The sequence below is a fragment of the Nocardioides sp. YJ-D4 genome (assembly GCF_054031495.1).
This window is the reverse complement of record NZ_CM132932.1, coordinates 3,739,313-3,752,508: the sequence shown is the minus strand read 5'-3', so window position 1 is coordinate 3,752,508 and position 13,196 is coordinate 3,739,313. Positions and strand designations below refer to the sequence as shown.

Here is a 13,196-nt window from a genome sequence, read left to right as displayed (position 1 = left end):
GGTAGTCCGGGAGCGAACTGCCTATTACTCGCACGTATTTGGGCAGTTCGCTCCCGGACTACCCCGACGATCGACGATTACGCGGCGCGACTCCCAAGGAATCGCTCTCTTTCTGCGGCGCTCAAGGCGCGGCGCTGTTCGACGGTGTGGGTGGGGACCCACCATCGAGGCAGGTCGATCGTCCAACTGCGGTCGGCCACCGGGAGTCGGCGGGCCCTGGACCTCGCTTCCAACGTCCGGCGAAGGAACCCGCTCCGCTCGAAGCGATCTCGGGAGACCATGGTCACGTACTCGAGGCCGGATGCACGGTAGCGACCTTCTCTCTGGATGTCGCTGGCGCGCTGCTTTCCTTGTAGATGGACCTTTCCGTCGTACTCTCCGACGACGCCGGCCTCGAGATCGAGGACGTCAGGCGTACCGATGTGCCGACCGTCAAGGTCGAACACCGGACGGTTGCAGACGATGTTCTCGAGCTGGAGGTCGAGCCGCCAGCAGAGCCGCAGGTCGACTTCGGTCGGCGACCAGACGTTCTCGTCCGAGAGGACGATCGCATCCCGGGCGAGCTGGACGCCGGTCCATCCGTTCAAGGTCGAGACGTACGCCGCCGCTTCCACCCGACTGACATGGTCGCTCGCCAATGCCAGATCAAGCCATCGGACCGCCTCGCGTACGTCCGGCGCATACCGCATCTCGAAGACGATCGATCTCGCCGGGCTCGTAACGGGGATCCCGTCCACCCAGCAGCGCTCCTGGGGTGGCATCCGTTCGGCCGAGATCTCTACACCGGGCTGCGGGACGATCTTGTGACCGTACGTCGACAACGTCACCGCTCGCCCCTCGCCCATCCCGGCGAACCACTTCGCACCGGCCCACGCGTACGCTGCCCATCCGGTCACGGCTCCCGTGTTGGGCAGCAGCACCGCTGCCTCCAGCACACGTTGTTGTACGTCATCCGGATCGACGCTCGCCGGAACGTATTGCCCCCGCCAGACCCGCCGCCACCTGCGACCACGTGCCTGTCTCGTGGTCGGCCCCGTGCGCCCGGTTTGATCGAGAGCCACCGGCATCACCACCTGGGGTCGTTCGTCCGACCATGGCCGTGGCCTGAAATGCTCCGCACGCTTCATCATGGCCTCAGCATGAACGCCGTCCCCGAAATGCTCACTGACTTATCCCCGGGCCTGTGGATAACGGTGATCGTCCGGGTAGTCCGGGAGCGAACTGCCTATTACTCGCGAGTATTTGGGCAGTTCGCTACCGGACTACCCCAACGTCGCCGCCCAACGGCAGGTACGGCGACAGGTCAGTGCGTTCTCCTGAGGCCCTGACCCGGGCCTGATCGACGGCATCGGACCAGGTGATCGCGCCGGTGGCGAGGGCGATCCAGGTGACCGCGTCGGTCTCGATCACCGCCGGCGGAGTGCCGCGGGTGTGCCGGACCCCTTCGACGCACTGCACCGCGGCGTACGGAGGGACGCGCACCTCGACGCTCCTGCCCGGCGCACGCTCCTCGAGCAGGGCGAGGAAGTGCTTGGTGAGGAGGCGGAGATCTGCCTTGGCGGGCTCCTCGGCGCGTACGCGATCCAGGGCGTCGGCCACGTCGGCGGCGGCCGCGGGCTTGAGTCGAGCTGGCACGTTCTCACCCTATCTGCGGCAGTTGCCCACCGTGGCGGCGCGCGACCACTACGCTCCGGTGACGTGGGACTGGAGAGACTCGAGTCGGAGATGGTGCTGAAGACCGTCGAGACGCTGCACGGACGGATCGCGGCACGCTTCCCCGACCGGGGCCTGGTGAAGGTCGCCGAGGAGCTGGCCGGCCTGATCAGGGAGTCCTCCGGCGCCGGGGACCGGCTCCGGCAACGGCTGGTGTGGACGCGCGCGGCCTCCCGCGTGCTGATCGTGGCCGTCCTCGCGCTGACGCTGGCTGCCATCATCTGGGGCCTGGCGACGGCGTTCGGCGACGAGACACTCACCGGCGTCCAGTGGCTGCCGCTGATGGAGAGCACCGTCAACGACCTGATCTTCGCCGCGGTCGCGATCTTCTTCCTCTACACGATCCCGGAGCGGCTGCTGCGGTCACGGGCGCTGAAACTGCTGCACCGGCTGCGTTCGCTGGCCCACATCATCGACATGCACCAGCTCACCAAGGACCCCGAGCGGCTGCGTACGGGGTTCAAGGAGACCTCGGCCAGCGTCAAGTTCACCCTCGACGCCGACCAGCTGATCCACTACCTGGAGTACTGCTCCGAGCTGCTCAGCCTCGTCGGCAAGACGGCCGCACTGTGCGCCGAGGACTCCCAGGACAACGTCGTCCTGGACACGGTCAGCACCGTCGAGGGCCTCACCGTCGATCTCTCGCGCAAGATCTGGCAGAAGATCCAGGTCGTCGGCGAGCTGCGCGAGGAGCAGTCATCCCCGGCTGTTTAGGCTCCGTTGCATGAGTTCACGGACGGAATGGTCGATCCTCGCGGTCGACACCGGCTCCGGTGAGACCCTGGTCGAGTCCGCTCCGGACCTGCTGCTGCCGACCGCCAGCGTCGCCAAGATCTTCCTGCTGCACCACCTCGCCGAGCTGCTCGACGAGGACCGGTCGCTGGGAGAGCTGATGCTGCGCAAGGACAGCGTCGCGCCGGTCGCAGACAGCGGCCTGTGGCAGCACCTCGACGTTCCCGCGCTGACCATGAACGACTGCGCCCGGCTGGTCGGCGCGGTCTCGGACAACCTGGCCACCAACGTGCTCCTCGACCACGTCGGCCTGGCTCCGGTCCAGGCCGTCGCCCGGCGGCTGGCCGCGGGCGGGTCGATGCTGCACGACTCGGTCCGGGACGTACGCAGGCCCGAGGACCCGCCGATGCTCTCCGTCGGCTGCGCCGCAGACTGGGTCGCCTACTTCCGTACGCCACACCCGACCGTCATGTCCTGGCTGGCGCCGTCCGCGGACCTGTCGATGGTCTCCGCCGCCTTCGGCCTGGACCCGCTGGCCCACACCGATCCGGAGCAGAACCTGCGGGTGTGGAGCAAGACCGGCACCGACGACGGTGTCCGCGCCGAGGTCGGGCTGCTCGACGTCGGTGGCCGACAGGCGGCGTACGCGGTCATCTGCCGTTTCCGGGGTGAGGTCGTCCCGGTGCTGGCTCAGATGCGGGCGTACGGCACGCTGATCCTGGATGCGTTGCAGGGCGGCTACGCTCCAGGCCACGGTCCGGCACGGTAGGAGATCAGTTGTTCAGCATCGACCTCGGGAACGGCGCGGAGATGGTCCTGCGTGACCGATCGACCGACTTCGCCGTCCACCGGCTCATCAACGCCAACCTCGACCACCTCCGGGAGTGGGAGCCGTGGGCGCACGCGGACCAGAGCATGATCAGCGTGTCGTCCTTCGGCACCTACCTGCTGACCCAGTGGGTCAAGGGCGAGGCGATCCCGTGCGTCATCCGCCAGGACGGGGAGGTCGCCGGGGCCACGACCGCGCGGATCAACCTCTACGAGAAGTCGGCCACGATCGGCTACTGGCTGGGCGAGGCGTACGAGGGCCGCGGGCTGATCACCCGGGCCGTCTCGGCGCTGCTGGACACCCTCTTCAACGAGTACGACATCGCCCGGGCGATCATCGACACCTCGGTGATGAACAAGCGCAGCCGTGCGGTCGCCGAGCGTCTCGGCTTCACCCACGAGGGCACCATGCGCGGCGCGCAGGCCTATCCGGGCGAGCGCCGGGACCTGGTGGTCTACGGGCTCCTGCGCGAGGAGTGGCTGAACCGATCAGGACGTGACGGCGCCTGAGCGGACGAACCGCTCCCCCACCTGCTTGACCAGCTCGGCCAGCTCGACCGGCTGCTCGACGGTGAAGTCCGCGTCGACGCCGGCGAGGATCATCATCGGCCAGCTCAGATCGTCGACCTGCATCCGCAGTCGGCAGCCTCCCTCGGCGGGCTCGACCTCGCCCCAGCGCCCCACCCGCCGCGCGACCACGTCGGGCTCGACGCCCAAGAGGACGCAGACGTCGAAGGCCGCCGGGCGGGAGCGGATCCCCGCCTGCACGTACGCCGCCGCGTCCCCACCCGGGATCTCGCGAGGGCGGAACATCTGGCCGGTGGTCATCGGGTCGCTGACCCGGTCGACGCGGAAGGAGCGCCAGTCCTGGCGTACCCGGTCGTAGGCGAGGAGATACCAGCGGTTGCCGAGCGTCACCAGCCGGTGCGGTTCGACGCGGCGCCGGGTCGGCTCGGCCTCGGGCGCCTGATAGGTGAAGGTGAGCGCCTCGTCGTCGCGGCAGGCCTGCGCCAGGATGCCGAGCACGCCGGCGTCCAGCGGCACCCGGCCGCCCCAGGGGATGGAGTCGGTCTGCGAGGTGACCGCATCCATCCGCCGCCGCAGCCGCGGCGGCATCAGCGCGACGACCTTCCCCAGCGCCTGGGCGGAGACGTCCCCCATCCCCGCGACCATGCCCGCGGCCGCGGTGCGCAGCCCGACGGCGATCGCGACCGCCTCCTCGTCGTCGAGGAGCAACGGCGGCAGCGCGTTGCCGGCCCGGAGCTGGTAGCCGCCGGCCACCCCGCGGGTGGCGTCCACGTCATACCCGAGATCGCGCAGTCGCTCGATGTCGCGCCGCAGCGTACGGTCGCTGACCTCGAGGCGTACGGACAGCTCCGTGCCTGGCCAGAAACGGTGGGTCTGCAGCAGCGAGAGGAGCTGCAGCATGCGGGCGCTCGTACTCATGACACCGACCTTAGGTGCCATTGCGGTCAGTTCATGGCCTGATTCCTGGGGAAACCTGGAACCCGCGTGTCGGTCGGCTCGCCCCCTCCTCGAGCCGACCGACTCCGCGCTACCTCTCTCTTACCCATTCGCCGAGCTTCTAAACCGGAACTCGGAAGAAATTTTCGAAAGCGGACAGAAGGTGACCGGATGAGGTCAGAGGCTGAAGACATGACGAACCACAGCAACCAGCGGCCGGTGATCCGCACTCAGGCGCTGACCAGGCACTTCACCCGAAGCAAGAAGACCGTCGAGGCCGTACGCGGGCTCGATCTCGAGATCCACCAAGGTGAGCTCGTCGCCTTCCTCGGTCCCAACGGAGCCGGCAAGTCGACCACCTTGCGGATGCTGACCACTCTCATCCCGCCCACCTCCGGCACCGCCGAGGTCGCCGGCCACGACGTCGTCCGCTCGCGCGGCGCCGTCCGGCGCTCGATCGGCTACGTCGGCCAGGGCAACGCCGCCGCGTTCATCCAGCGCGGCCGCGACGAGCTGATGTCGCAGGCTCGCGCCCACGGCATCCCGCGCGCCGCCGCGAAGGCGCGCATCGAGGAGCTGCTCGTGGCCTTCGACCTCCAGGAGTACGCCGACCGCGCGGTCCAGACGCTCAGCGGCGGCCAGCGGCGGCGGCTCGACATCGCGATCGGGCTGCTCAACCACCCCGAGGTGCTGTTCCTGGACGAGCCGTCGACCGGCCTCGACCCGCAGAACCGCGCCAACCTGCAGGAGCAGATCCGCCGGCTCCACGAGGACGGCACCACGATCGTGCTCACCACCCACTACCTCGAGGAGGCCGACGCGCTCGCCGGACGGGTGATCGTCATCGACCACGGCCTCGTGATCGCCGACGACACCGCCACCCGGCTCAAGGAGAGGCTCGGCGACCTGGTGCTCCTCGGCTTCGGCACCGAGGCGGATGCCACCACCGCCGCAGCCCGCGCCGAGTCGGCGCTGTCCGGTCCGACCGTCATCGAGCGCACCGGGACGCAGGTCTCGATCCGCACTCCGCGCGGCGCCGACAGTGCGCCGGCCCTGGCGATCGACCTGGCCGCCCACGGCACCCCCGCGATCCGGATGGAGGTCCACGCCCCCACCCTCGACGACGTCTTCCTCGACCTGACCGGCCGCAGCCTGCGCGAGTCGGCCGAGTCCACCGAGTCCACCACCACCCAGACCGAAGGAGCAGCAGCATGACCACCCTCACCGTCCCGAACACACAGGTCCGGACCACCACCCGAGTGCCGAGCCGCCCGACCGGCTTCCTCACCGACACCTGGACCGTGCTGCTCCGCGAGCTCACGCCCAAGCTGCGCCAGCCCGCCTCGATGCTCTTCGCGATGATGCAGCCGCTGGTCTTCCTGGGTCTCTTCGCGCCACTCCTGCCCGCCGTCGAGAGCGGCAGCGCACTGCAGTGGTTCGTGCCGGGCATCGTCGTCATGACCGCACTGATGGGCGCCTCGATGACCGGCGCCGACCTGACCGCCGAGATCCGCTCCGGCTCCCACGAGCGGCTGCTCGTCTCGCCCCTCTCCCGGCCGTCCCTGCTGGTCGGACGGGCCCTGAAGGAGGTCGTGCCGGTCCTGTTCCAGACGGCCGTGATCCTCGCCGTAGTAACCCCCTTCAGCTTCGACCTCCACCTCGGCGGGGTCCTGGTCGGAGCCGTCATCGTCTCGCTCTTCGCGATCGGACTGGGTGCGCTCAGCTTCGCCCTGGCCACCGCCGCGAAGGAGCAGGACTGGGTCTTCTGGACGGTCCAGCAGATGCTGATCTTCCCGCTGCTGCTCCTCTCCGGCGTCCTCCTCCCCCTCGACGGCGCCCCCGGCTGGCTGCGGTTCCTCAGCGACATCAACCCGATGACGTACGTCGTGGAGGCCGAGCGGGCGCTCTTCGCCGGTCAGTTCCCGGCCGATGTCGTCATCGGCGGCTTCGTCGCGGCCGCTGCCGTCGCGGTGGGCGGGGTGCTTGTCGGCGTACGGACCATGGAGAGGTCGAGCTGACGTCGGGCCGAAACCCCTTGACCTCAAGTTCACTTTAGCTTCCAGACTGGACGCATGACACCCCGACTCCGCACGGCCCCGAGCCCGACAACGATCGTGCTCACCGTCATCGCCGGCACGGTGATGATCCCGATCGACATCACGATCGTCGCGGTCGCGATCGCCCGTCTCTCCCAAGAGACGGGCGCTTCGCTGCCGGTGATCCAATGGGTCGCCACCGGCTACACGCTCGCCCTGGCAACGGTCATCCCGGCCGCGGCCTGGGCGATCAGCCGGTTCGGCGCCCGCCAGGTGTTCCTGACCGCGATCGGCGTCTTCACGATCGGATCCGGCCTGGTCGCGGCGTCGTGGAACGTCGAGTCGCTGATCGCGTTCCGGGTGCTGCAGGGGCTCGGCGGCGGATTCGTGATGCCGGCCGCGATGACCCTGACGCTGCGCTCGGCACCGCCGGAGGAGCGCGGCCGGCTGATGGCCCTGATGGGCCTGCCGGTGCTGGTCGGTCCCGTCTTCGGACCGGTGCTCGGCGGCTGGCTGCTCGACACGATGTCGTGGCGGTGGATGTTCCTGATCAACCTGCCGCTGGGCCTGATCGGTCTTGTCCTCGGGATGCGCAACCTGCCGCGCCTGGAGCGCGGTCCGAGCGCCCGGCTGGACGTACGCGGCCTGCTCCTGCTTCCTCCCGCGATGGCTCTCCTCGTGCTGGGCACCTCGTTCGCCGAGGGCACGCTGTTCGAGGCGCAGGTGCTGGTCCCGATCGGGGCCGGGATCGTCCTGGTGGCGCTCTTCGTCCGGCACGCGCTCCGAACCGCCGCTCCTCTGCTCGACATCCGGCTCCTCGGCCGGCGCCTGACCGGCGGCAGCGCCGCGCTGCTGGTCTGCTTCGCCGGTGGCTACTTCGGCTCGATGATCCTGGTGCCGCTCTACTGGCAGGTCGTACGCGGCGAGTCCGCGACCACCGCGGGACTGCTGATGGCTCCTGCCGGCATCGCGGCCGGGATCATGATCCAGGTCTCCGGCCGGCTCATCGACCGCTTCCCGCCGCTGCCGGTGATCGGCTCGGGCATCGTGATCTCCACCCTGGGCTTCGGCGCCCTCGCGCTCCAGCTGAGCGCGGACGCGCCGATGCTGGCCCTGGCCGCGACCCACGCCATCGCGACCGCGGGCGCCGGTTTCGTGATGCTGCCGACCATGACCATCGCCACCCGCTACCTCGAGGACAGCGCCATTCCGGCCGGCTCCACGATGATCAACGTGCTGAACCAGGTCGCCACCGCCTTGTGCACCGCCGGCGTCTCGGTGCTCCTGGCCGGCGCCCTCTCATCCCGCCTCCCCGGCCTGGGCAGCGATGGCATCGGAGCGCTCAGCTCCCTCGCTCCCGCCGAGCGGGCAGCCGTCGCGCCGCTGGCCGCCGAGGCCCTGCAGGTCGCGTTCTGGCTGCCGGTCACGATGATGGCGATCTCGGGCGTGGTCGCGTTCGTCGTCTTCCGGCGTACGCCGTCGGCTCGGAGCGTCTCGACCGACAGCCCGCGGCCCGTCGCCGCGGCGGTCGCCGACTAGGTCCTACCAGGGGCGGCGGTCGCCGGGATACTGCGTCGGGCCGCCCGGGTTGGGGCGAGGGTTGGGGAGACCAGGGTTCGGGTAACCCGGGTTGGGGCGGCCCGGGCTGGCGTGACCGGGGCCGGGCCCAGCGGGGTGGACCTGGCCCCGATAGACCGGGCCGCCACCGGGGTATGGCCCGACGGGCCGGGCGTGCCGAGGGCCCTGCGGGCCAGGCCGGGGCGGTTCGCGGCGCCGGCGCCGGGCCAGGAGCAGGGCGGTGAGCAGACCCAGACCCGACAGCGCGAGCAAGCCGACGGCGATCTCGACAAAGCCGATCCCGAACAGCCCGCTCGAGCCAGGAGCAGGTCCGTCCGAGACGTCGGTGAACGTGACCGGGCCCGCCGTCTCCGAGTCGCCCACGGGCGCGGCCGAGGAAGAATCCGACTCAGACGGTGAGGCCGAGGGCGACGTCGACGGCGATGCGGAGACGGACGCGGAGGGCGTACGCGACGGGGTCGGGGAAGCCGTCGCCGACTTCTTGGGCTTCGCGGTCTGCCGAGGAGTCGGGGCCTTGGTCTCCGCTGGGGTGGTCGGCGCCGGGGCGGTGGTGGCCTTCGGTTTCTCGGTCGGCCGCACGCCCGCCGGATACTTCGCGAAGACCTGGACGCCCCAGGTGGTGCCGTCGACCTCCACGAAGGCGATCCCGATGTGGGTGTAGTCGCCCAGGATGTTGGCCCGGTGCCCGTCGGAGTTCATCCAGCCCCGGTGCATCTCCGCGCCGGTGCGGTAGCCCATGGCGACGTTCTCCCCGATCCCCTGCCACCCCTCCGGCACCTGCTCGGCGAGGTCGGGGTTGTGCGAGAGCGCCCCGTCGGCGCCGATCTTGTAGGCCCACTTCCGCGCCAGAGCGTCGAGCGCGGAGTCGCGTGTCAGCGGGTCCAGGCCCGCGTCAGAACGAGCCGAGTTCGCCAGCCGCTTGATCGTCCCACCCTCCCCCGCGGACGCCGGACCGGCGCTGACGAGCAGCGCGGCAGCAGCCAACAGCAGAGCGAGGACATAGGACACGGGGCGATGCAGGTGGGGGAACATCCCCGCCAGGGTATCTACCTTTACTTGGGAGTGCTGCGCCCCATGTGACGCTCGATGTGGGCCGCGATCCCCGCCATCAGCAGGCCCTGCCCGAAGGCCGACGGGTCATCGGAGTCGGACTCCTCGCCCGGCCCAGCAGGCCGCCAGGTGGCCATCGACTCCATCAGGTTCGGGAAACGTTCCGGATCCGCGTACGTCACGAGCATCTCCTCGAACCTCGCATAGGGGTTCTCCGGGAACCGGGCGGCCTCGATCTCGATCCTCGCCTCACCCAAGGCGTACTGCGAGATGATGCCCAGAATCGCCATCTTCTCCTCGGGGGGCAGCGTCACCTCTCGGAGGTAGTAGAACCCGAGATCGATCCAGGCGAGGCGGTTCGGCCCGGGAAGCGTGCCGACGAGAGGCAGATCGAGGAACCACGGCCGACTCACCGACAGGTCGACCTGCGCGCGCATCCAGGCTGCCAGACCATCGCGCCAGCCCAGGTCGCGCGACGGCGCCAGCAGTTCCGCACAGAGACGGTCGGCGAGCAGGATGAGCAGCTCGTCCTTGTTCTTCACGTGCCGATACAGCGCCATCGGGGAGCAGCCCAGCGCCTCGGCGACCCGCGCCATCGAGACAGCGGCGAGGCCCTGCTCATCAGCGATGACGTAGGCGGCCTCGACGATCTGGGCAACGCTCAGCGCCGGCTTGGGGCCGCGTCGGCCGGTCGGGGACTTGCCCCACAGACGAGGGATCAGGTCGGAACTCATCCCCTCCATCATGCCCTGCTCCTTCCAGAAACGGGTTGACCGCCTCTCGCTTCTGCGTACTCTATAAACTGTTAATCACATACGCTATTAGATCGGACGGCTCATGAGCACTTCGCAACGACCTCTGGCACGCCAGTGGTGGGTCTTCCCGCTGGCCGCCGCGACGGTGATCTTCCTGGTGACGGCGCTGCCGCGGTACGTCGGGCTGGATCCGTCGCAGTCGCTCGTCGAGACCGACCGCGGGCCGGTCTTCTACCCGGCGCTGGTGACACACATCTTCTTCGGCTCGGTGATGCTCTGCTGCGGCGTACTCCAGCTGTGGCCGTGGCTGCGCGCCAACCATCCGACGGTGCACCGCTGGACCGGGCGCACCTATGTCGCCACCGCGATCCCCACCGGCGTGGGAGCACTGGTCACCAGCCAGTTCCCCGCCGCCGGACCGTCCCAGCAGGTCGGCAACACCTTCTTGGCCGTGCTGTTCCTGCTGTTCACCGTGCAGGGCTACCGGGCCGCGCGACAGCGTCGCTTCAAGGACCACCGTGAGTGGATGTACCGCAGCTATGCGATGGCGTTCTCGATCATCGCCAACCGTTTCTGGGGCATGGCCCTGATGTTGATCTTCGTGCCCGACATCATGACCAACGCCGAGCTCGGCACCGAGGACGCCACGCTCGCCAGCGCGGCCGCGGCCTCAGCGTGGGTCAGCTGGGTCGTGAACCTGCTGATCGCCGAGTGGATCATCCACCGCAAGCCGCGCCGGAGACGCGCCGATCAGGCCAGCGCGTCCCGCAGGGTCGAGCGCCAGACGCCGGTGAGCTCCTCGAGCGGGATCTCGACGCTGCCGCCGTCGTAGGAGATCGAGTACGCCGCGCCACCCGTCACACCGAGCTGCGTCGCCGCGACCCCGTGGCGCTCGGCGAGCGAGGTGAGCCGCTCGACGTCGGACGCCTTCACGGTGACGACCGCGCGGGCGACCGACTCCGAGAAGAGCGCGACGAACGGGTCGCCGGCGAGAGTGACCGAGACGCCGATCCCCGACGACATCGCCGGCTCAGCCAGCGCCTGCATCAGGCCACCGTCGGAGAGGTCATGGGCGGAGGTGACGAACCGTGCCTCCAGCAGCAGCTCGGCCAGCGCCTTCTCGGCCGCCAGGTTCACCTTCGGCGGCAGCCCGCCGAGGTGGCCGTGCACGACGTGGGCCCACTCCGAGCCGGAGAGCTCCTCGTGGGTCTCGCCGAGCAGGACGACGACCTCGTCGGCCGCCTGGAAGTCCGAAGGCGTACGCGTGGTGACGTCCTCGATCACACCGAGCGTCGCGACGACCGGCGTGGGGTGGATGGCGGTCTCGCCGGTCTGGTTGTAGAGGGAGACGTTGCCGCCGGTGACCGGGATGCCGAGCTCGAGGCAGGCGTCCTTCAGGCCGCGAGTGGCCTCGGCGAACTGCCACATCACGTCGGGGTCCTCCGGGGAGCCGAAGTTGAGGCAGTCGGAGATGGCCAGCGGCTTGGCGCCGACGGAGGCCACGTTGCGGTAGGACTCGGACAGCGCGAGCTGGGCACCGGCATACGGGTCCAGCTTGGCGAAGCGGCCGTTGGCGTCGGTCGCGAGCGCGACACCGAGGTTGGTCGACTCGTCGACCCGGATCATGCCGCCGTCGGCCGGCTGGGACAGGACGGTGTTGCCGCGCACGTAGCGGTCGTACTGCTCGGTGATCCAGGACTTGTCGCACAGGTTCTCCGAGGCGACCAGCTGGAGGACGGTCGAGCGGAGCTCGTCGGCCGAGGCCGCACGCGGGAGCTTCTCGGCCACGTCGGCCTGCAGCGCGTCCTGCCACGACGGGCGGGCGTAGGGGCGCTCGTAGACCGGGCCGTCGTGGGCCACGGTGGTCGGGTCGACGTCGACGATGGTCTCGCCGTGCCAGTCGACACGCAGCCGGCCCTCGCCGGTCACGGTGCCGATCACGGCCGCCTCGACGTCCCACTTGGCGCAGATGTCCATGAAGGTCGCCTCGTCCTCGGGCGCGATGACCGCCATCATCCGCTCCTGCGACTCGCTCATCAGGATCTCCTCCGGAGCGAGCGTCGAGTCGCGCAGCGGCACCCGCTCGAGGTGCACGTGCATGCCGCCGTCACCGGCGGCGGCGAGCTCGGAGGTGGCACACGAGATGCCGGCCGCACCGAAGTCCTGGATGCCGCGGACGATGCCGGCGGAGAAGAGCTCGAGGGTGCACTCGATCAGCAGCTTCTCCATGAACGGGTCGCCGACCTGAACGCTCGGGCGCTTGGCCGGACCGTCCTCGTCGAACTCGACGCTCGCGAGGATCGAGGCGCCGCCGATGCCGTCGCCACCGGTGCGCGCGCCGTACATGATCACCAGGTTGCCGGCGCCGGACGCCTTGGCGAGGTGGAGGTCCTCGTGACGCAGTACGCCGACGCAGAGCGCGTTGACCAGCGGGTTGCCGAGGTAGGAGGCGTCGAAGACGGCCTCACCACCGATGTTGGGCAGACCGAGGCAGTTGCCGTAGTGACCGATGCCGGACACGATCCCGGGCAGCACCCGGTGGGTGTCCTCCTCGGAGAGCGGTCCGAAGCGGAGCGGGTCCATGACGGCGACCGGCCGCGCGCCCATCGCGAGGATGTCGCGGACGATGCCGCCGACACCGGTCGCGGCGCCCTGGTGGGGCTCGACGTAGGAGGGGTGGTTGTGGGACTCGACCTTGAAGGTGACCGCGTATCCCTGGCCAACGTCGAGGACGCCCGCGTTCTCACCGATGCCGGCGAGCATCTTGCCGGCCGGGGTCTCCTGCGGGATCTCGCCGAACTGCTTCAGGTGAACCTTGGAGGACTTGTAGGAGCAGTGCTCCGACCACATCACCGAGTACATCGCCAGCTCGGCGCCGGTCGGCCGGCGGCCGAGGATGCGCCTGATCTCGGCGTACTCGTCCTCCTTCAGGCCGAGCTCGGCCCAGGGCTGCTCTCGGTCGGGGTCACCGGCAGCGTGGTGCACGGTGTCCAGGAGCGGAAGATCGGACGCAACGGCAGCGGACGAAGTCTCGGTCACG

The 13,196-nt window shown here is 69.6% G+C and carries 13 protein-coding genes; 7 read left to right on the top strand and 6 right to left on the bottom strand.

Annotated elements, in window-relative coordinates; genetic code table 11:
- Window positions 1-77 precede the first annotated feature (77 nt).
- Complete coding sequence (locus tag ACW14X_RS17905) at window positions 78-935, bottom strand: hypothetical protein (RefSeq protein WP_400466774.1); 858 nt, start codon at window positions 933-935, stop codon at window positions 78-80.
- Window positions 936-1,254: 319 nt separating this feature from the next.
- On the bottom strand, window positions 1,255-1,635 hold the full coding sequence (locus ACW14X_RS17900; RefSeq protein WP_457162854.1) for a sterol carrier family protein: 381 nt from the start codon (window positions 1,633-1,635) through the stop codon (window positions 1,255-1,257).
- Between the two features lie 63 nt (window positions 1,636-1,698).
- On the opposite strand from ACW14X_RS17900, the gene ACW14X_RS17895 reads away from it, so the two are divergent.
- The 3 genes from ACW14X_RS17895 to ACW14X_RS17885 are packed head-to-tail and all read left to right on the top strand — an operon-like array spanning window position 1,699 to window position 3,783.
- Window positions 1,699-2,427 carry a hypothetical protein gene (locus tag ACW14X_RS17895; protein WP_457162853.1) on the top strand — a complete coding sequence of 243 codons (729 nt, stop codon included), beginning with the start codon at window positions 1,699-1,701 and terminating at the stop codon, window positions 2,425-2,427.
- 10 nt (window positions 2,428-2,437) lie between these two features.
- The gene (locus ACW14X_RS17890) at window positions 2,438-3,214 is read left to right on the top strand and encodes a serine hydrolase (RefSeq protein ID WP_457162852.1); all 777 of its coding nucleotides are present in this window, start codon (window positions 2,438-2,440) and stop codon (window positions 3,212-3,214) included.
- An 8-nt stretch (window positions 3,215-3,222) separates the two neighbouring features.
- Window positions 3,223-3,783, top strand: coding sequence for a GNAT family N-acetyltransferase (locus tag ACW14X_RS17885; protein ID WP_457162851.1), 561 nt, complete (start codon window positions 3,223-3,225; stop codon window positions 3,781-3,783).
- Here ACW14X_RS17885 and ACW14X_RS17880 read toward each other — a convergent pair.
- The gene (locus ACW14X_RS17880; protein ID WP_457162850.1) at window positions 3,763-4,719 is read right to left on the bottom strand and encodes a helix-turn-helix transcriptional regulator; all 957 of its coding nucleotides are present in this window, start codon (window positions 4,717-4,719) and stop codon (window positions 3,763-3,765) included. The two genes, ACW14X_RS17885 and ACW14X_RS17880, sit on opposite strands and share 21 nt — an antisense overlap.
- 210 nt (window positions 4,720-4,929) lie before the next feature.
- On the opposite strand from ACW14X_RS17880, the gene ACW14X_RS17875 reads away from it, so the two are divergent.
- Genes ACW14X_RS17875 through ACW14X_RS17865 form a run of 3 tightly spaced genes read left to right on the top strand, consistent with a single transcriptional unit; the run spans window position 4,930 to window position 8,312 of the window.
- Window positions 4,930-5,952, top strand: coding sequence for an ATP-binding cassette domain-containing protein (locus tag ACW14X_RS17875; protein ID WP_457162849.1), 1,023 nt, complete (start codon window positions 4,930-4,932; stop codon window positions 5,950-5,952).
- Window positions 5,949-6,755, top strand: a complete 807-nt coding sequence (locus tag ACW14X_RS17870) for an ABC transporter permease (protein ID WP_457162848.1) — start codon at window positions 5,949-5,951, stop codon at window positions 6,753-6,755. The genes ACW14X_RS17875 and ACW14X_RS17870 overlap by 4 nt, the downstream gene beginning before the upstream one ends.
- A gap of 54 nt (window positions 6,756-6,809) precedes the next feature.
- Window positions 6,810-8,312 carry a DHA2 family efflux MFS transporter permease subunit gene (locus tag ACW14X_RS17865; RefSeq protein WP_160026696.1) on the top strand — a complete coding sequence of 501 codons (1,503 nt, stop codon included), beginning with the start codon at window positions 6,810-6,812 and terminating at the stop codon, window positions 8,310-8,312.
- Window positions 8,313-8,315: 3 nt separating this feature from the next.
- Here the strand turns inward: ACW14X_RS17865 and ACW14X_RS17860 are convergent, their stop codons facing one another.
- Together ACW14X_RS17860 and ACW14X_RS17855 are read right to left on the bottom strand one after the other, a co-directional pair.
- Window positions 8,316-9,383, bottom strand: coding sequence for a CAP domain-containing protein (locus tag ACW14X_RS17860; protein ID WP_457162847.1), 1,068 nt, complete (start codon window positions 9,381-9,383; stop codon window positions 8,316-8,318).
- 20 nt (window positions 9,384-9,403) lie between these two features.
- Window positions 9,404-10,135, bottom strand: coding sequence for a TetR/AcrR family transcriptional regulator (locus ACW14X_RS17855; RefSeq protein WP_457162846.1), 732 nt, complete (start codon window positions 10,133-10,135; stop codon window positions 9,404-9,406).
- A gap of 103 nt (window positions 10,136-10,238) precedes the next feature.
- Here ACW14X_RS17855 and ACW14X_RS17850 point away from each other — a divergent pair, with 103 nt between their 5' ends.
- Entirely contained in the window at window positions 10,239-10,988 is a 750-nt protein-coding gene (locus ACW14X_RS17850; protein WP_457162845.1) for a DUF2306 domain-containing protein, read from the top strand.
- On the opposite strand, the gene purL is transcribed toward ACW14X_RS17850, so the two are convergent.
- Window positions 10,907-13,195, bottom strand: a complete 2,289-nt coding sequence (purL, locus tag ACW14X_RS17845) for a phosphoribosylformylglycinamidine synthase subunit PurL (protein WP_457162844.1) — start codon at window positions 13,193-13,195, stop codon at window positions 10,907-10,909. The genes ACW14X_RS17850 and purL overlap by 82 nt on opposite strands.
- Between the last annotated feature and the right edge of the window lies 1 nt (window position 13,196).